Below are 18,545 nucleotides of genomic sequence, written 5' to 3'. Positions count from 1 at the left end.
GACAATCACCAGAAACGAGGGCGATTGTGTTTATTAGCATCATGCGATTGAAAGCGAAATTAGCCGGGCCAGTCTGTCCGACTGACAAGTAAATACAAATCGAAAAATTTACGTTGAATCAAATAATAGCTATTTTTATGATATGGAGACTGTAGATATAAAGGCTGAGTTACAAGCGCTCATTGAAAAAGAGACTGATAATAGTATATTAGAAGCTATCAGGACTTTGCTCCGAAAATCAAGCTTAGACCCCGCATTAAAGCAGAAACTAACTTCCAGAGCTTTGAAGGCAGAAGACGACATTAGCGCCGGCCGGGTCATGGACAGGCATGAGCTGGAGAAAAGATTGAGTAGCAAGTTGGGCAAATGAAAGTAGTTTATACCGAACAGTCGTATGATAGTTTGGAGGAGTTAACAGATTTTTTGCTTGAAGAACAAGGCTGGACATTAGAGAAATTGTTGTCGTTCAGAAGCGGGTTGTTGGATAAAGCGGATGCCCTGGAAACCACCTATAACAACTATCAGCAGGAGGAATATTTGGAGCATTTAGGAAAGGGCCATTGAAGAGTAATAGAGGGGCATGTCAAAATCATTTATAGGATTGAGAGGGAACACATCTACATCATCAACTTTTTTGACTCCAGGCAAGACCCTGAGAAAATGAAGGGCTAATTGGCCGTCATTTTGTAATCACTGGTTGAATTGGAAGAACAAGCAATTTGTCGCCGTTAGGTAAACGAGTGGTCGCCAGCAACTTGCTATAAAGATCACGTTGACCACCGTTGTCACCAATCTTGTATCAGGCTCGGCACCCATGGCCGCCAAAGAAATAGCCATCAAGCACGATCCCAGCAACCATTTGCTGCAGTACGCCATGGCTAGCAATATCTCAGGGGTGATTGGCTCGGCTGTCGCCGCTGGGGTGCTGATTTCTTTTTTGAGCTGAAAGTACAACTATATATTTTTTGCAAGTTTTTTGGCAAAGTATTTTTAAGGTAAATTAGAGCTGTTTTGATCAGCTATTTTAATATTTATTATGCCTTCAAGGAGAACTGTTTCTAAACTAATGGCGGCAGCCGTTCTAAGCTTAACATTCTTTTTTCCTGTCCATGCCCAGGACACCCTCAGTGAAGGGTGGTATTACAGATCCCAAGGTGGAGATTCGTTAGTAAAGTATGACGCATTTTTTCAGAATGCTTCGTCTGTGAGTATTGATCTGTCGCCCGTTGAGAAAGAGAATCTTTCTCCTCTGGTTTTTTCGCCCAGTGGTAGATTAGCCAGCTCGGACGATCATGGTATCTACTTGCTGGATTTGACAAGTGGAGGAAAGGAGTATTTACTTATCAAAAAGGATTTCTTCAACACAAGCAGCATCTTTAGGTTCGAGACTGATAGCTCCATTTTTTACAATAGTCAGGTTGATTCTAAAATTTTTCATTTTGATTTAAAAACCGGTGAGGAAAAGCAGGTATATCAGTACGAAAACTCATTTTATGATTTTTCTTATGATTCTTACCGAAGAATATTGTGGGTGGTGGAACAAGACAGATCCGTCTGCGGTGTCCGTTCCGAATGTTTGAAGCTCCATGCTTATTCCCTCGAAAGTGGGCAAACGAAAGAGTATTCATATGGTTATGCGTCTGCTCCTCAGACAGACTCATACGGTTCTTTATACTTAACCGGTAGATATTGTTTTGATCCCGCAACTGAGTCGGTGGCAGTTTCGAAAGATGACCTTTTTGACATGATGCCATATTTCAGGGAACGTTCACAAACAGGGCCAATGCTGGGCTTAACGAGCAAAAACATTTTCTTTGATCAGGCCATAAAAGATTCTAAGACAACAAGAAACTTCACTTTTTACAATCACGGGGATGCGGTATTAAGAATATCGGATGTAAATGTAGATGCTCCTTTTTCAACCAATCTGCCAGAAGATGTAGAGATAGAACCCTCTGGATATCTCACCTTCCAGGTAAGTTTCGAGCCAAATCAGTCTGCAGAATTCGAAAGCTTTTTTACGTTCGTCACTAACGATCAGTTTAGGTTGTCTGACAGTGTGAGGTTAAACGGCTTAGGGTATCAAATGAATACTGTTTCAGCAGAGGATGGTATTTTGATGATTGACTACTCATTTTATGAAGGGAATAAACTAAAAAGCTTTGACCTGCCTCTGGAGACGGAGAGCACTTTAGGGAACGTCTATTTTGGCCAAACAAAATCCCCAATGGCGATTAACTCAAAAGGAGAATTATTCACGACAATTGCCTCAACCCTGTATCAAATGGACCCAAAAAGCGGGGCCTTAGAGGAATTGACTGAGTTATTTGAGCTCGTCAATCTACCCGGAGCAGGACAAAGACAAGTTATAGCGATGGATTTTGACAGTTCCGACAATTTAATTCTAGCCATTCAATACCACCCTGGTTCAAAAGAAATTGCAAACACATCTATTAACAAGTATTCTTTTGAAACCGGCGAGCTTTCAGTTGTGGAATTCATTCCAACTATTGATGAAAGTAAGGTAGGTGGGTTTGATTTAGCTATCGACAGGTTGTCTGATCAGTATTATTTATTGTATAGTGAACAGGAACTATACAGATGGAATAGTGAAGCACTTGATAGTGTTGGATTTGTAGACGGGGAAGAGTGGCATTCATTTTCTATATTTTTCACAAAGGATGGTGAATTGTTGGGATTGAGAGGAGCTGAGTATTGCTGTTCCGGAGATGAGGACCCCTTGGCATTGTCGACGTTGTTTGCTATTAACAAACATGATGCAAGCAGCCGAAAGATAGGAGAGCTGAGCGGCTCCATCATTGCGGCGGCTACCGCTGGCTCTTATAGAAGCTTTCTTGTGGACGGTTTATCAGAAAACACCAACGACGTTAGGATATACCCAAACCCTGCTACGAATCTTTTGTCTATTGAAACAACCAATAACCTGATCAATATTGGAGCCATTCATCTTTATGATTTGTCAGGGAAGGTGGTTTACAAGAATGTTGGAATAGAAGAAAAAAGCTTACTAACTATAGACCTTCACTCCTATGCTGTAAATCCCGGACTTTATCTGCTAGATGTGAAGCTTGCTGGTGGTCAAAGCATAATTAGGAGGATTATTATAGAGTAGTTGAAAGCCAAACTCACGGATATTTTCTCAACTACTCTTGGTCTGTTCTTTAATCATATTAAAGCTCCGGCTACAATATGTCATGGCCAGCGATATCTCTGGAGTGATAGGATCAGCCATGGCTGGTGGGGTGCTGATTTCGTTTTTGGGTTGACATTTTTTATTGGAACCTTGCTAAAAAGTACGCAAAAGCGTACGTTTATGCTATGAAGAGCTTATCAATTACAGAAGCCAGGAAGAATATCTACAAGCTCATAGACGAGGCCACCGAGACTCACCAACCCGTTCAGATTACTGGAAAGAGGAATAACGCTGTGCTGGTAAGTGAAGAAGACTGGCGTGCTATTCAGGAAACACTTTACCTGACTTCGATTCCCGGGATGAGAGAGTCCATCATGGATGGATTGAAAACACCTCTCGAAAAAACAACAGATAAGTTGGATTGGTGAACAATTACAAGCTGGTTTACACAATACAGGCGCAGAAGGATGCGAAAAAAGCGGCATCTGGAGGGCTCAAATCTAAAGTAGAGGAGCTTCTCAAAATATTGGAGTCTAACCCCTTTCAAGACTACCCCCCTTATGAAAGACTTCTCGGTGATTTGTCTGGAGCCTATTCCCGCAGGATTAATATTCAGCATCGACTTGTTTACCAGGTACTGGAAGAAGAGAAAACTGTAAAAGTGCTTAGAATGTGGACTCATTATGAATAATGGGACTGTACTGGAAGCTCATTTTTGATTACTTTTCTCCAAACATATTATTGATAGTTATCCGCCAACAGATTATTTATGAACGCAGCACTCAACCGCAACTTATTCTTTGTCAAAGAACACACAGGTGTTTTCAAAGCAGCCAACAATTACGACATCCATGACCCGAACTCACAGGAAGTGATCCTTCACTGTCGGGAGGAAAACCTGGGGTTCTTTTCGAAAATATTAAGGTTCACTGACTATAAGAGGATGACACCGTTTCACATTGAGATCAGGACGCCCATGGGTGAAAAGCTTTTGACAGTGAAGCGGGGAGTATCTATCATTCTGTCGAATGTGGAAGTACTAGATGCGAACGACCAATTGGTGGGTAAATTCAAACAGAAGTTCTTTTCCATCGGAGGGAAGTTTGACGTGCTGGATGCCAGCGAAACATTTATGTGTACACTTCAGGGCCGGTGGACAAGTTGGGATTTCAAGTTCGTCAAAGACAATGTTGAATTTGCGCAAGTGAGCAAACAATGGGCAGGGTTGGGCCGGGAGATGTTTACCTCTGCAGACAATTATATGCTTCAGATCAACGACAAAGTGCCTGCCGACCACCCTTTGAGGATTCTGATTTTGGGTGCGGTGATGTGTATTGATATGGTGTTGAAGGAGTAGGGCTTCAGGACAATAGCTACTCTATTTTGAGCAATTCGTCGGTTCTGAAGTGAGTACTGTCTTTGTTCCAATGCCATTTTTTGAGTTTAGGAAGCTGTAAGCCATTCAGCGATTGATAGCTGTCAACAAAAATGAACTCCCCCTCCCCTTTGCTCTCGTCAAAATAGAAACGATAGCCGGCCAGGAGAAAGGTCTCCTTGTCAATGTAGAAATACCAGGTTTCATCGTCAGTGGAGGGCTCATAAGTCACTTTCACTACCCAACAGGCCTTTCCGTTAAATGTCTCTTCATTCAAAACAGGGGCTATAATGGTTCCAGGGTCTTTGAGCTTCATCGGCACGCCGTATAGGTATTCGTATACCTCTTTGAGGTACTGGGTTCGCTCTTCACTTAGCTGAAATTTAGTTTTTATTTCATCATTGAAGTTTGAACTGCCATTTATCGAGACGTAATACTCACCATGTCGTACTCCCTGCGTGACGGTGCTGTCGCCCTGCTGCAGGGCATATTCAAAAATGCCTTCAGGATTATTAATAAGAATAGAGAAGTGCCTTTCTGCTTTCCCATCTCGCTTGATGGACATGTGGAAGCGGTTGTCAAGCTGGGGCCAGTAGTTGTTTGGGTCGTGGACTTCTATGGATTTTTCAAGCAACGACGCTGGAGTGAGTGAAGGATCGCTACAGCAAAAAAATGCTATAGGAAGCAGGAGAAGGATTTTTGAGTGTTTCATGCGTGACGAGAAAGATACTGATTTTAGAAATTAGTTTTCCCAGAAATCAGGAGCATCAGCATCGCCGAGCAAACGACAGTCGCTGCATTCTGCTGGGCCCATTATCAAAGCACCGCTTCCAAATCCCGGAATTGTGATTATCCGTTGCCCCCAGCTAAGCCGAAGGAGCATTTCGTCATAGCCACCCTTTACAGTATCGGCCTGCAGCACACAAGGATTGGTCGGGAAGGATAGCCCAAGGTCATCAAGCTCGTCCCTTGTTACATACAGCCTCTTTTCTTCGACTGAGCTGGCATCAAAATAGCCAAGTACTACCTCATCCGGACTAGTACTGCTTGTTAGGTTGCCAACAATGGGATAGGGAGTTGGGTCGAATAGAGTGCCAAGGTTTTCGGAATTTTTATTCAATTGGCTCCAATAAGAATGCCCCCTTTCGTCAAGAGCATACTGACGTACCAACACGCTGTACATCGTTCTTAAGCGGTAGCTAATGGTATTGACGTAATCTAGTTCGAAGGCTGTGACCCGATCTTCATTGAGTTGGAGAGTGTTTGTGGTAAGAATTGTTCGGCTTGTGTCGGAGTTATAACAGATGTGGTAAAACTCAACTTGGGCGAAGCTTCCATCCGGCGCCAGCTCCCATTGGGAGGGAAAAGGCACCTTTATTTGAAAGGTTGAAATCCATTCATATCTGTAGTACCGTGTTTTTCTTTCAGGGTCATGCGTGTCAACAAGAGCTTTGATGCCATCAAGTTCTTTTCCAGTAACATCGGTAAAACGTTTTTCTCTTTCAAAGTACACGCTGTCGATGGGTGGAGTGGCTTTGAGCAGCACTTCGACCGACTCGTATTGGCCCCCGTCGGTGGTTTCGATATGGAGCTGATAAGTTGCGCCTCGTACGCCTTTGAAGCAAGCAGGATCGCTTTGGTATGTGCCCGGGCTCACCTCTGTAAAATCATATGCAGTCCCCTCGTTATTCCTCACAAATACTGCGGCGCCAGATTCGGGAATTGAACCCCCACTATTTAATGGCTGTGCTCTTGATAACCGTATTGTATAAGGTTCAGGACTGTCCGAGATGTGGCCCTCCACTACAAGCAGCCTCTGAGTTTCATTTGGTTCTGGGGTGAAAGGCTCTATACATGATGTGCAAAAGCAAACGAAAAATAGCAGGCCGCCAGCCCCTTTAAAAACGTGGCGTGCTTTCAATACGAAGTTCATATAGCATTGCACAAAGCTAAGTTAACTAGCATGTTCTAAACTTTCTTAAGATCAATTTGGCCAAAAGTCTGGCTCGTCCAGCTCACCATATAGCCGACAGTCGCAGCAGTACTCCGGGGCGTAATAATTTATGCCCGACCCATATGGCCCCTGACTTGCGAGGCAATAGCCAGCCGGCGGACTTCCACCGCCAGACACCTCCACGAGCTTCGAAGAACATCCATCCGAAGCAAAATCTAATTCCAAAAGCTGGCTTCTGTCGATGTAAATTTCTTTTTCGGTTACAGCACCCACATCAAAAAAGCCGATTACCTGCTCGTCAGGATTATTAGGGTTAAAGAGATTGCTCGGCAAATCGTACGGTAGCGGATCGAAGAGTGTGCCCTGGCTCTCTGAAATTTTTTTGAGTTCAGTCCAATACTTTATACCGGTGCTGCTGAGGGCATATTGACGAACCAACAACCTGTACAATGAGCGAAGCTGGTAGCCATCTGTGCTTATATACTTTATTTCGAGTTGGCTGACTCTTGACTCTTTGAGCTGACTGGTGTTTGCCGTAAGAATATCGGAGTTTGTCTCGGTGTTGTAACAAACCCACACGCTGATATCCTGTGGATAGGGAACTTTGATTTGGTACGTCTCTTCCCATTCATAGCGGAAGTATTGGGTGAGCCCTTCAGGATCATGAGAGTCTAGAAGTATTTTAATACCGTCTTTGGTAGTTCCTTCATTAGTTAGCCGACGTTCCCTTTCAAAATACAAGCTATCGATATCTGGCGCAGTGTTGAGTAAAATGGGCTTGGATTGGTAGGTTCCGCCATAAAGTGTTTCTATGTGCAAAGCATACGAGTTGCCCGTTTGGCCAACGAAACATGTGGGGTCACTCTGGTAGATTCCCGGGCTGGACTCTTCAAAGTAAAATTTAGCGCCCTCCTGGTCTTCCACATACACCAGAGCGCCAACTTCAACTCCACCATATTCCACACTGAGAGGTTTGGTGCGTGAAAGCCTGACGGTATTTACCTCATCGAGATTGGAGACATGACCTTCAACGACCATGAGATAATCAAAAACCCCCAGTTCTGGCTCGATTGGCTCTATGCAACCGACCAAAATTAACGTTAGAGAAAGGGTGACGTGTCGTCTGGTTATCATTCGTTTAAGCAGGTCGATCATACTTCCCGGGCATTTTCCATTATTTCTATCGGCTAATAGACGTATTATTAGCCCCGTTCGTTGGCATTGCCAGCGGCATAGGATAACATAAATCTGTCAAAGCGCAGTAGTGCCTGTCATTCAGTTCATTATTTTGCAATATCAAACCGTTGTACCTGTTTTTTCCCAACTTCATTCTCTTTTTGGTAATTCTTTTATCAAATTTGCCGATTCCTATTTTTGACGGTCGAAATCGGTGATAAATCTTTCTCGAAACAAAAGATGATTGGTCAGTGTGGGCTGTCTGTGGACTAAATTTTTTTGAGAATTTATGAAAGTCTTAAAGTTCGGAGGCACTTCAGTGGGGTCCTCGGAAAATATACGAAAGGTGGCGGCTATCCTTCAGGATTACCAAAAGCAGGGAACCGAAGTTGTCGTGGTAGTTTCTGCTATGAGCGGTGTTACCAACCGGCTTATTGCGCTGGGTGATGTGGCAGTTTCCGGCGATGAGTCGTACCTGGTGGATTTGGAGCGACTGCGACTGCTGCACCTCGACACCATGAAGCGCCTCAATGATAACAAACTCCACCCTGAAGGGCGGGACACCATTGACAAGCTGTTTGCAGAGTTGAAGGACATGCTTCACGGGGTGTTCCTTATCAAAGAGCTTTCCGTTCGATCGCTGGATTTGATACAGAGCTTTGGTGAGCGACTTTCAGCCAATATAATCACACTTTACCTGCAAAAGATTGGAATAAACGCTACGTTTCTCGACACCCGCCGGGTGATCAGAACGGACAATCATTTCGGCGGATCGAAGGTTAATTTCAAGGAAACCAATGCTTTGGTGAAAGGCTTCTTTGAAGGGAACAAGTCGATGGTGGTAGCTACAGGTTTTATTGCCAGCACTGCACAAAATGAAACCACCACACTTGGCCGTGGCGGCTCCGACTACACTGCCTCCATCCTAGCTGCTGCATTGGACGCCGACGAAGTAGAGATTTGGACTGACGTAGATGGCGTAATGACAGCCGACCCACGCAAGGTGAGAGAAGCCTATTCAATGACGAGCCTAAGCTATGTGGAGGCAATGGAAATGTCGCACTTTGGGGCCAAGGTTATTTACCCGCCTACGCTGCAGCCAGCCATTTCGAAGAAGATCCCACTACGAATAAGAAACACGTTTAACCCGGCATTTGAAGGCACCTTAATTACGCAGCAAAGCACTGGAAAAAAGTACCCGGTGAAAGGCATTTCCTCCATTGAAAACATGTCGCTTGTTAGTCTGATAGGTGGTGGCATTGCGGGTGTGCCTGGGGTGGCATCGAGGCTTTTTGGAGCGCTTGCCAGGAAAAATGTGAACATCGTCCTCATCACGCAGGCCTCATCCGAGCATTCAATCACTTTTGCGGTGAGCCCAAAAGATGGCACCATTGCCAGAGACGTATTGAAAGAGGAATTTGCCCAGGAGATCAAAAACCGAGAGATAGATAGGATCCAGGCTGAGGAAGACTTGTCTATAGTCGCTGTTATTGGGGAAAACATGAAGAATACGCCGGGCATTGCTGGCAAGCTTTTCCAGGCGTTTGGCAGAAACGGCATCAATGTCGTCGCCATTGCCCAGGGTTCCTCGGAGCTCAACGTGTCGGTGGTAATCAACAGAGCCAATATTTCCAAGGCGCTCAACTCGTTGCACGAAACCTTCTTTCTTTCAGATAGAAAATCGCTCAATGTGTTTCTTGTGGGTACCGGGCTGATTGGCAGCACCCTTATCGAGCAAATCAAAGCACAAGCGGCCTACCTCATGGAGGAGCGTTCGCTGAAAATCAATCTTGTGGGTATTGCCAACTCTCGTCACATGGCTTTTGATGAAGGCGGCATTGACCTTAACACTTGGCGCAAGCTTGTGGACAAGCCAGGAAAGGGCATAGAACTTTCAGCGTTCATAGAAAAAATGGAATCTATGAACCTGGCCAATTCGGTGTTTATCGACTGCACGTCGAGCGCTAAAGTGATCGAGTTTTACGAAGATATTTTGGAGTCCAGCATTTCTATCGTTACGCCAAACAAGCTGGCCAACTCCGGCCCACTGGCTTTCTACGAAAAGCTAAAGAAACAGGCGGCCAAACACGGTGTGAAATTCATGTACGAAACGAACGTGGGTGCCGGACTTCCCGTCATCAACACGCTCAATGATTTGAAGTACAGCGGCGATAAGATCATCAAAATTGAAGGCATCTTGTCGGGCACGCTTTCCTATATATTCAACAGCTTTAAAGAAGGTGTGCCGTTCAGCCAGGTGGTGACGGAGGCACGTAGCAAAGGACTGACCGAACCCGACCCAAGAGACGACCTGAACGGGATGGACGTGGCAAGAAAGATCTTGATTTTGGGCAGAGAGGCGGGCCAGAAGCTCGACATCAAGGATGTGAAGCTGGAGCCGATTTTGTCTGACGCCTGTTTCAAAGCACCAAACATTGATGCTTTTTTTGAAGAACTCAAAAAAGAAGACGGCAGACTGGAAGCCATGAGAAAGAAGGCGATGGACGAAGGGAAGAAGCTTCGCTTTATTGCCAAAGTAGAGGAGGGAAAAGCCTCCATTTCGCTGCAAGCAGTCGATGCTGAACATCCATTTTACAGTCTTTCTGGCAGCGACAACATCATTTCCTTCACCACCCAAAGGTATTTTGAAAGACCTTTGGTAGTAAAAGGGCCGGGTGCTGGAGCAGAAGTGACTTCGGCAGGCGTTTTTGCAGAGATCATCAGCATCAGCAATCATTTTATTCAGGACAACTACAAATTTGCAGGTGGCTATGGCGGATAGTATCAAAGTGTTTGCTCCTGCAACTGTAGCCAATTTAACCTGCGGCTTCGATATTCTTGGACTCGCCATCAATGGGCCGGGAGATGAGCTGGTGGCTAAAAAAACAAGCGGAAGTGGAGTAACTATCGTCTCCATCGAAGGAGACGAAGGGCGACTGTCGAAAGACGCATCAAAGAACACGGCGGGCATTTCAGCCAACCAGTTCTTGCAGGAAATTGATTATAGCGGGGGCATTGAAATTTCTCTTTATAAGAAAATGCCCTTTGGTAGCGGCATGGGATCTAGTGCTGCCAGTGCTGTTGCAGGTGTTTTCGCCGTTAACGAATTGCTGGGAAGGCCTTTGAACCAAAGGGAATTGCTACGTTTTGCAGTAGAGGGCGAACGAATTGCCTGTGGCAGTGGCCATGCCGATAATGTGGCACCGTCGCTGCTCGGGGGCATTACGTTGGTTAAAAGCTACGAACCATTGGAGGTGCTTTCTTTGCCGGTTCCGCCGAATATGTATGTCGCAGTTTTGCACCCCGCAGTGGAAGTGTCGACGGGCGATGCCAGAGCCATGCTGCCAAAAGAGGTGACCATGAAAGCTTCAGTAAAGTACGCCGGTAATTTAGCAGGCTTTGTTTCAGCGCTATACACCAACGACCTTGGTTTAATGCGCAGAGCCCTGATAGATGAGATTGTGGAGCCAAAAAGGGCTGCGTTGATCCCGCATTTCTACGAAATCAAAGAAGCTGCTCTGTCTTCCGAAGGGGTCATTGGTTTTGGCATTTCAGGCTCCGGCCCAGCCATGTTTGCCCTGGCTGATGGATTGGAGGCAATTGCAAAAGCCGGAGGAGTTATGGAAGGCATTCTTAAAAAGCGAGGCATATCGGCTAACCTCTACATTTCTGAAGTGAATACCGCAGGCCCTAAAATATTAGATTGAAAATGAATTTATACAGCACCAATAAGCAATCTCCCGAAGTAAGTTTTGAAGAGGCGGTTTTTAAAGGACTCCCTGACGACAATGGGCTTTATATGCCAAAAGCCATTCCGGCACTTTCTGCCAAATTTTTCGAAGGGCTGGAGGACATGTCTTTTCAGGAGCTGGCCTTGGATGTAACTGATACCCTGATTGGTGATGAAATAGGAAGAAAAGACCTGGAGAAGATCATTTACGACGCCATGAATTTTCCGATAGAGCTTCATCAGGTAGAAGACAATATTTTTGGTCTTGAGCTTTTTCATGGGCCTACGCTGGCTTTCAAAGACTTTGGCGCCAGGTTCATGAGCCGGATCATGGGCCATTTTCTGGAGAAGAAACAGAAAGAGATTACCATTCTGGTGGCCACCTCTGGCGATACAGGTAGTGCAGTTGCCCACGGCTTCCTGGGTGTTCCGGGCATCAACGTAGTGATCCTTTATCCGAGTGGCAAGGTGAGTGAAATTCAGGAAAAGCAGCTAACAACGATAGGCCAAAATGTGAAGGCGCTGGAGATTGATGGCACGTTTGACGATTGCCAGCGCATGGTGAAACAGGCTTTCCTTGACAAAGAGCTGAACACGGTGCGTCATTTCACTTCAGCCAATTCAATCAACATAGCGAGGCTGATCCCTCAATCGTTCTATTACCACTATGCCTGGTCGATGTTGCACAGCGACGGCAAGCCAGTCTTCTTCTGTACGCCGTCTGGCAACTTTGGGAATTTGTGTGGAGGACTTATTGCAAAGAAAATGGGATTACCAATCGACCACTTTGTGGCTGCAACGAATGCCAATCACATAGTGCCCGATTATTTGCTGACGGAAAAGTTTCAGCCAAAGCCTTCGGTGAAGACGATCAGCAATGCCATGGATGTGGGCAACCCGAGTAACTTTCCACGGGTGCAGGCATTGTATGGCGGAAGCTACGACAAGATCAACCGGGATATTTCAGGTGCCTGGTATACTGACGCTCAAACGTCGCAGGCCATGAAGGAGGTCTTTGAAAAGGAGGAATACCTGCTTTGCCCACATAGCGCCATAGGCTATTTGGGAGCCAAAGACTATCTGAAAAACCATGCTGGCAAGACGGGAGTGTTTTTGGCCACAGCCCACCCGGCTAAATTCTACGATGTGGTTGACAAGGTGCTTGGCGGGAAAGTTGAAATCCCTGAAGTGCTGAAAGAGACCATGGCAAAGCCCAAAAATTCAGTGAAAATGGAAGCCAGCCTCGATGCTTTGAAGAGCTTCTTGATGAACTAGGCTTTTCAGGACTTACTAAGGCCTGACGGTTTCCTTGCAGAAAGTTCACTGGCTGCCGCAACCATTTTGTCGAGTAGGCGGGTAGGGTCAGTTTCCCAGATCACAACATCGAAATTCGCCTTTTTCAGCAGACCATTCACCGTCATGTGAGCAAAGAGCTGGTGCAAATAGTCGTAGTATCCGTTAGTGTTGAGGATGCCAATAGGGGCATGAATGAGTCCCAGCTGACGCCAGGTGAGTATTTCGCAAAGCTCCTCAAGCGTACCGAACCCACCCGGCAAGGCTATGAAGCCCTCTGAAAGTTGCGACATGATGGTTTTGCGTTCATGCATCGACTCCACCCTGACAAGTTTGGTAACACCCGTGTGGGCGATCTCCTTGCTGGCCAGAAAATTTGGGATAACTCCTGTGACCTTTCCACTTGCATTCATACAGCTATTGGCCACAGCACCCATGATACCAATTTGTGACCCGCCATAAATGAGTTCAATACTGTTTTTGGCAAGAAGTTTTCCAAGAATTTGAGCTTGCTCCACAAATTGAGGGTTTTTTCCCTCAGCAGAACCACAAAACACACAGACTGACTTCATTATGTACAATTTGAGATTTGATAAATACTTTTTTCCGAGTATTTCTTATTGAGGTTAAACCTAGTAATTTGTTGCATTGATTTTTACTGTAACCTGGAATTTTACTAACCTGACCCCTTATGATAAAGAGGAAGCACTATCTCAATGGACTGCTTTTTTTATTTTTTGTAGGCTCAACCGTCCTTCTTGTTCAAGAGGAAAATCGGCCAATTGATTCACGGATCGCTTATGAAGCCTTCATAAGAGAGCATCCCTATTCAAAAATTACCAAATCTGGGCAGGCAGGCGTGGGTGAGGCAGAAGAGGAGGAACGGGAAAGAGAGGGCCCGGACAAAAGAATGCAACAGGAGTTTTTTATGACAATGGATCCTGCTTTGCTGCGACCTACACCCGAAAAGCTCCCGGAGATTTTGGCAGCAGCACGAAACGCCAGGACTTACGGAACCCTGCCAGGGGAATCAACAGCGCCGTGGGTGGAAAGGGGCCCAAAAAATGTGGCAGGCAGGACAAGAGCACTCATGTGGGATCCCAATGACGCCACAGGTAAAAAGGTTTGGGCCGGAGGGGTGTCTGGCGGCTTATGGTTCAACAATGACATCACAAGCGCTAGCTCTATCTGGACAAAAGTCGATGATTTTTGGAGCAACCTGGCTGTTAACTGCATTGCCTACGACCCAAATAATACCCAAACCTTTTATGTCGGAACTGGTGAGAGCTTCGGAGGCATCAGCGGGCAGGGAATATGGAAGTCGACCAACGGAGGAACGACATGGACTCAGCTGTCTGCTTCAGCGAATTTTGGGTATGTGGCCGATATCGTTGTGAGGAATGAGGCGGCGACAAGCGTCGTTTACGGAGGCATAATCGCCAGTAGTACACAGGGTGGTTTTTTTGGTAGTGAGTTTCAAGGCCTGCAAAGGTCAACGGACGGCGGCACTACATTTACTCAGGTGATGAAGAATCTACCCAATTTTAGCCAGCCAAGTGCAAAATATGGTGTCGGCGACATCGAAATTGGCCCCGACAACAGGCTCTGGATTGGAACTTACCGCAACAACTACTCTGATTACAATGGATTGGGTGGTGGCACCATCCTTTTCTCCGACGATGGTATTTCTTTTACCACTGCTTACGAAACCACAGTTTCAGAAAGAAGTGGCAGGGTTGAACTGGCAGTCTCCAGCTCAAATGCTTTGGCTGTTTATGGCTTGATTGAAAACGACGAGAAGATAAAACAGATTGTCAGAACTTCTGATGGAGGAGCAACCTGGAGCCTGCTGACACTTCCTGACGATGACGACAATGGCATTGATGCCGATGACTTTACCCGGGGCCAGGCATGGTATGATCTTATCGCTGAAGTGGATCCGAATAGAGACAGTACGGTAGTTATCGGTGGGATTAATCTTCATATGAGCACCGACGGAGGGGGCACCTGGAAACAGATATCGAAATGGTCCAACAATGCTAATATGGGTTCCATGCCCTATTCCTATGTGCACGCCGATCAGCATGCCATTCGGTACAAACCCGGAAGCTCATCGGAAATTATTTTCGGAAATGATGGCGGCGTGTTTTGGACAAACGATTTTTCGAATCCATCGGCTACAGATTTGATTGTTGCCAGAAACAATGGGTACAACGTCACGCAATTTTACGCAAATGCTATTCATCCTGATAAAGCCAAAAATTATTTTCTGGCAGGGGCTCAGGACAACGGCACTCAGCAATTTCAGTCGGCGGGGATTAATGCCACGGTGGAGGTGAGAGGTGGCGACGGGGCTTATTGTTTTATTGACCAGACTGACGCCGTGACGCAAATCGCCTCTTACGTTTACAACGATTACCGCTTTTCAACCAATAATTGGGAGACGAGCAGCAGTATAGCCAGCGACGATGCTACGGGCCATTTTATCAACCCGGCAGACTATGATGACGAAATGAATGTGCTCTATACAGCGGCGACGGAGTCCACCATTGGAAGGTTCATTAAGGATGCTACTGGTTTCACAAGAAACGACCTCAGTATCAGCCTTGGGGCAAAAGCGTCTCACCTTAGGGTGTCTCAGCACACTCGCCAGTCAACTACGCTCTTTGTTGGCACCGCAGCCGGAAGGCTTTTCAAAATTAGTAAGGCAAACTCCTCCAACTCAAACCCGACAGAGATCACTGGCAGCGGATTTCCGAACGGGTGGATCTCCAGCATTGAAGTGGGGCAGGACGAAAGCCACCTGCTGGTGACATTTTCGAACTATGGCGTCAACTCAGTCTGGTATACTGCCGATGGAGGCACAACCTGGTCATCGAAAGAGGGCAATCTACCCAATTTTCCTGTGCGTTGGGCCATGTTCAATCCGACCAACTTTGATGAGGTAATTTTGGCAACCGAAATGGGAATCTGGGGAACAAAGTCAGTGACCGCTGCCTCACCAACCTGGGCGCAGTTCAGCAACGGCCTTGCCAATGTGAGGGTGGACATGCTTCAGATGAGGGACTCAGACTTTGAGGTGATCGCAGCCACTCATGGCAGAGGGCTTTACTCAAGTTCAATTTTTGCTGGTCAGTCGTCGCTTACAGCGAATTTTGTAGCGAAAAACAGAGCTACCGAGAAAAATACTGCGGTGGAGTTTGTTGACAGGTCGAAAGGAGCTACCTCCTGGGCCTGGACTTTCGACGGGGGCACGCCGGCAACCTCAACTTCCCAAAATCCATCAGTAGCCTATGCAACCGACGGAGCCTACACAGTGACCCTTGTTTCAAAAAATGCCAGCGGGGCAACATCAACGAAAACTATCGAGGGCTACGTACAGGTAGGGCCAGTTGATGATGGGCCGATTGAAGCGTTGTTTACCTCCGATATCCAAACAGTGGTGCAAGGCAATACGGTCAACTTCATAAACGCTTCGAAGGGTATGCCTGAATCGATTATCTGGTTTTTTGAAGGGGGCACACCGTCGGCTTCAACGGAACTAAATCCTACGGTGAAATATGAAACGACGGGCTCATTTGATGTGGAGTTGGTGGTGTTTAAGGAAGGGGAGCAGAACAAGATATTAAAAGCCAACTACGTTACGGTTTCCGCTGATAATTCGGCTTTGAAAGCGAAGTTTAAGGTCAATACGCCTACAGTTTTTGTAGGCAATCAAATCAAGTTCACAGACATATCTACAGGAGGTGCTACTTCCTGGGCGTGGACTTTCGAAGGAGGAACACCTTCTACTTCGAGCAGTCAGAATCCTGTTGTTGTTTATAATACTTCCGGCAAGTTCAATGTGACCCTCAAGGTGACAAAAGGAGCTGAAACAAACACCCTTACGATTGAGGACCATGTCGGCGTTTATGTTAGCACAGGTATTGAATTCTCTGACGGCGTGATAGACTCATATTACAGCAATACCAATCCAGATTTTACTGGTTTGTATGGGGGGGAGTGTAATGCATTTTTTGCCAACAGGAGGCTTTTGGCTCCAACCAATGTCAATGGAAATACAGATACTTTTGTGAGCCTGCCCCTGGGGTCGTATGTGACGGTAGAATTTACCGACAACGTGATTATCAATGCTCCTGGTCAGGACGATATTTTCATCAGAGAATGTGAGGGAGTCAACGAATATGCCAACGTTTATGTAAGTGCAAATGGCGTTGATTTTTCTTTTATTGGCACAGCCATAGGTACTAACAGCAGCAATGTCACAACTACTTTCGATCTGGAAACGATAAATTTTCAGGAACCCGTAACGGCCATCAAAGTAGTTGGGCTGGATTTAGGTGGCGCCTCGCCTGGTTTTGATTTACTGAGCGTGAGTGGAATCGCCGGAGCCATTATCGGTAACGATCCACCATCGGCACCAACACTCCTTGCTGCCGAGGCCAAGCCGTCAGAAGTAAAACTGAGCTGGGAAGACAATGCCATTGATGAGGCTGGATTTTTTCTCGAAAGGTCAACCAATGGCACCACTTTCACTAAGATCAAAGACTTGCCGGTCAACGCAACCAGTTACACCAGTGGAGGACTCACAGAGGCAACCAAATATTTCTTCCGTGTGGCAGCCACCAACAAAAATGGCGACTCCGATTTTAGCAATGTGGTGGAGGTAACAACGACAGAGTTTACTATTGAAGCACCCACTGGCCTTAATGTAATAGCTAACTCTTCAGTGTCAGTTGTGCTGGATTGGATCGACAATTCGGATGACGAAGAAAGCTTTGAAATTCAAAGATCCGAGGACAATGATCAGTTTATTACGCTTGGCACAATTGGAGCTGACACCATTTCGTTTGATGACCTGAGTTTGGCGCCGTCGTCGACTTATTTCTACAAAGTAAAAGGTGTTAACGCAACAGGCGAGTCCGATTACACCGAGGTTGTGGAAATAAAAACGCTTGACCCTCTTGAGGCACCCACGACTCTCACACTTGACAAGGCGACTGGGCGTAAAGTGGTACTTTCCTGGGCCGATAATTCATCGAGGGAAACTGCCTTCATTGTGGAAAGGGCCGTAGGAACCGGAGCGTTTGCTACCCTCACGGAACTGGAAGCTGATGTCACGGAGTTTACAGACGATGCCGTACTTGAACTAACAGACTATAAATACCGCTTGTATGCAGTGAACGATGTGCTCGAGGTTTCGTCAAAAACCACTTCGTTACTCGTGTCAACACCCGAAAAGGGCTTTGCAGACCTTACCATTACTGATCTGAATGCCCCGGTTTCGCAGAGCGCCAAAGAAATCACACTTGGAGCAACCGTTTCCAATCTTTCCGACGATCCTACGGAAGGCGCTTTTGAGGTGAGTTTTTACCTTTCTAAGGATGAGAACCTCTCGTTAGCGGACGAGTTTTTAGGGGCGGTGGCTTTTGAGGAGATGGAGGATGGGGCAGAGCAAACGGCTTCCGGAACCTTTGATATGGTGATACTGACAGCCGGGGAGTATTTTATCATTGCCGTAGTTGACGAAGAGAGTGTGATTGAAGAAAAAGATGAAGCCAACAATAAAAAAAGTGCCTCAATTACGCTCACGGAAGTGCTTTCCATAGCCGATGATTTGCAACAAAACATAAAAGTTTACCCCAATCCAACCACTGCGGTGGTTAATGTTACCTCGGAGCCAGGCAAAATTGGGCCATTCAATATTCGGTTGACAGATTTGTCGGGCAAGCTTTTAAAGGTACAAACCAAGGTACAAGGAACTACAAGGATTGATATGGCAGACCTGCCAAGTGGCGTCTATCTCCTTACAATCCAAAAGGAGGGTAGCCAGTATTCAACCCGGATTCTGAAAAGGTAAAAA

15 protein-coding genes are annotated in these 18,545 nt (G+C 46.1%); 11 read left to right on the top strand and 4 right to left on the bottom strand.

The genetic code is table 11. From position 1 onward, the window contains the following. The first annotated feature begins 142 nt into the window (after nucleotides 1–142). The 7 genes from RT717_RS22870 to RT717_RS22840 all read left to right on the top strand — a co-directional run bounded on the left by RT717_RS22870 (nucleotide 143) and on the right by RT717_RS22840 (nucleotide 4,511). Complete coding sequence (locus RT717_RS22870) at nucleotides 143–370, top strand: hypothetical protein (protein WP_317488669.1); 228 nt, start codon at nucleotides 143–145, stop codon at nucleotides 368–370. Continuing rightward, the gene (locus RT717_RS22865; protein ID WP_317488668.1) at nucleotides 367–564 is read left to right on the top strand and encodes a hypothetical protein; all 198 of its coding nucleotides are present in this window, start codon (nucleotides 367–369) and stop codon (nucleotides 562–564) included. Before RT717_RS22870 ends, RT717_RS22865 begins: the two co-directional genes overlap by 4 nt. A 208-nt stretch (nucleotides 565–772) precedes the next feature. Beyond that, nucleotides 773–946, top strand: a complete 174-nt coding sequence (locus RT717_RS22860) for a sodium ion-translocating decarboxylase subunit beta (protein WP_317488667.1) — start codon at nucleotides 773–775, stop codon at nucleotides 944–946. 258 nt (nucleotides 947–1,204) lie between these two features. Further along, a complete protein-coding gene (locus RT717_RS22855) occupies nucleotides 1,205–3,133 on the top strand; it encodes a T9SS type A sorting domain-containing protein (protein WP_317488666.1) in 1,929 nt (642 codons plus the stop codon). A gap of 206 nt (nucleotides 3,134–3,339) precedes the next feature. Then, nucleotides 3,340–3,582, top strand: a complete 243-nt coding sequence (locus RT717_RS22850) for a type II toxin-antitoxin system Phd/YefM family antitoxin (protein ID WP_317488665.1) — start codon at nucleotides 3,340–3,342, stop codon at nucleotides 3,580–3,582. Further along, nucleotides 3,579–3,845, top strand: coding sequence for a Txe/YoeB family addiction module toxin (locus RT717_RS22845; protein WP_317488664.1), 267 nt, complete (start codon nucleotides 3,579–3,581; stop codon nucleotides 3,843–3,845). Before RT717_RS22850 ends, RT717_RS22845 begins: the two co-directional genes overlap by 4 nt. 78 nt (nucleotides 3,846–3,923) lie before the next feature. Further along, nucleotides 3,924–4,511, top strand: coding sequence for a phospholipid scramblase-related protein (locus RT717_RS22840; protein ID WP_317488663.1), 588 nt, complete (start codon nucleotides 3,924–3,926; stop codon nucleotides 4,509–4,511). Between the two features lie 16 nt (nucleotides 4,512–4,527). Here the strand turns inward: RT717_RS22840 and RT717_RS22835 are convergent, their stop codons facing one another. From RT717_RS22835 to RT717_RS22825, 3 genes are read right to left on the bottom strand one after another with little or no spacing between them, the layout of a single operon-like run. Continuing rightward, entirely contained in the window at nucleotides 4,528–5,241 is a 714-nt protein-coding gene (locus tag RT717_RS22835; protein WP_317488662.1) for a DUF6503 family protein, read from the bottom strand. 30 nt (nucleotides 5,242–5,271) lie between these two features. Next, the gene (locus RT717_RS22830; protein WP_317488661.1) at nucleotides 5,272–6,462 is read right to left on the bottom strand and encodes a DUF4249 domain-containing protein; all 1,191 of its coding nucleotides are present in this window, start codon (nucleotides 6,460–6,462) and stop codon (nucleotides 5,272–5,274) included. A 51-nt stretch (nucleotides 6,463–6,513) separates the two neighbouring features. Continuing rightward, nucleotides 6,514–7,638, bottom strand: coding sequence for a DUF4249 domain-containing protein (locus tag RT717_RS22825; RefSeq protein WP_317488660.1), 1,125 nt, complete (start codon nucleotides 7,636–7,638; stop codon nucleotides 6,514–6,516). A gap of 310 nt (nucleotides 7,639–7,948) precedes the next feature. On the opposite strand from RT717_RS22825, the gene thrA reads away from it, so the two are divergent. Genes thrA through thrC form a run of 3 tightly spaced genes read left to right on the top strand, consistent with a single transcriptional unit; the run spans nucleotide 7,949 to nucleotide 12,664 of the window. Next, the gene (gene thrA, locus RT717_RS22820) at nucleotides 7,949–10,441 is read left to right on the top strand and encodes a bifunctional aspartate kinase/homoserine dehydrogenase I (RefSeq protein ID WP_317488659.1); all 2,493 of its coding nucleotides are present in this window, start codon (nucleotides 7,949–7,951) and stop codon (nucleotides 10,439–10,441) included. Beyond that, complete coding sequence (locus tag RT717_RS22815; protein ID WP_317488658.1) at nucleotides 10,431–11,366, top strand: homoserine kinase; 936 nt, start codon at nucleotides 10,431–10,433, stop codon at nucleotides 11,364–11,366. Before thrA ends, RT717_RS22815 begins: the two co-directional genes overlap by 11 nt. Before the next feature lie 2 nt (nucleotides 11,367–11,368). Next, nucleotides 11,369–12,664, top strand: a complete 1,296-nt coding sequence (gene thrC / locus RT717_RS22810) for a threonine synthase (protein WP_317488657.1) — start codon at nucleotides 11,369–11,371, stop codon at nucleotides 12,662–12,664. A gap of 5 nt (nucleotides 12,665–12,669) precedes the next feature. Here thrC and RT717_RS22805 read toward each other — a convergent pair whose 3' ends face one another. Then, on the bottom strand, nucleotides 12,670–13,254 hold the full coding sequence (locus RT717_RS22805; protein WP_317488656.1) for an LOG family protein: 585 nt from the start codon (nucleotides 13,252–13,254) through the stop codon (nucleotides 12,670–12,672). Between the two features lie 119 nt (nucleotides 13,255–13,373). On the opposite strand from RT717_RS22805, the gene RT717_RS22800 reads away from it, so the two are divergent. Next, nucleotides 13,374–18,542, top strand: coding sequence for a PKD domain-containing protein (locus tag RT717_RS22800; RefSeq protein WP_317488655.1), 5,169 nt, complete (start codon nucleotides 13,374–13,376; stop codon nucleotides 18,540–18,542). Nucleotides 18,543–18,545: the final 3 nt, after the last annotated feature.

Origin of the sequence: Imperialibacter roseus, from assembly GCF_032999765.1 — a bacterium.
GTDB classification, from domain to species: domain Bacteria; phylum Bacteroidota; class Bacteroidia; order Cytophagales; family Cyclobacteriaceae; genus Imperialibacter; species Imperialibacter roseus.
The sequence above is the reverse complement of the archived record's forward strand: the minus strand, read 5'-3'. Positions and strand labels throughout refer to the sequence as shown.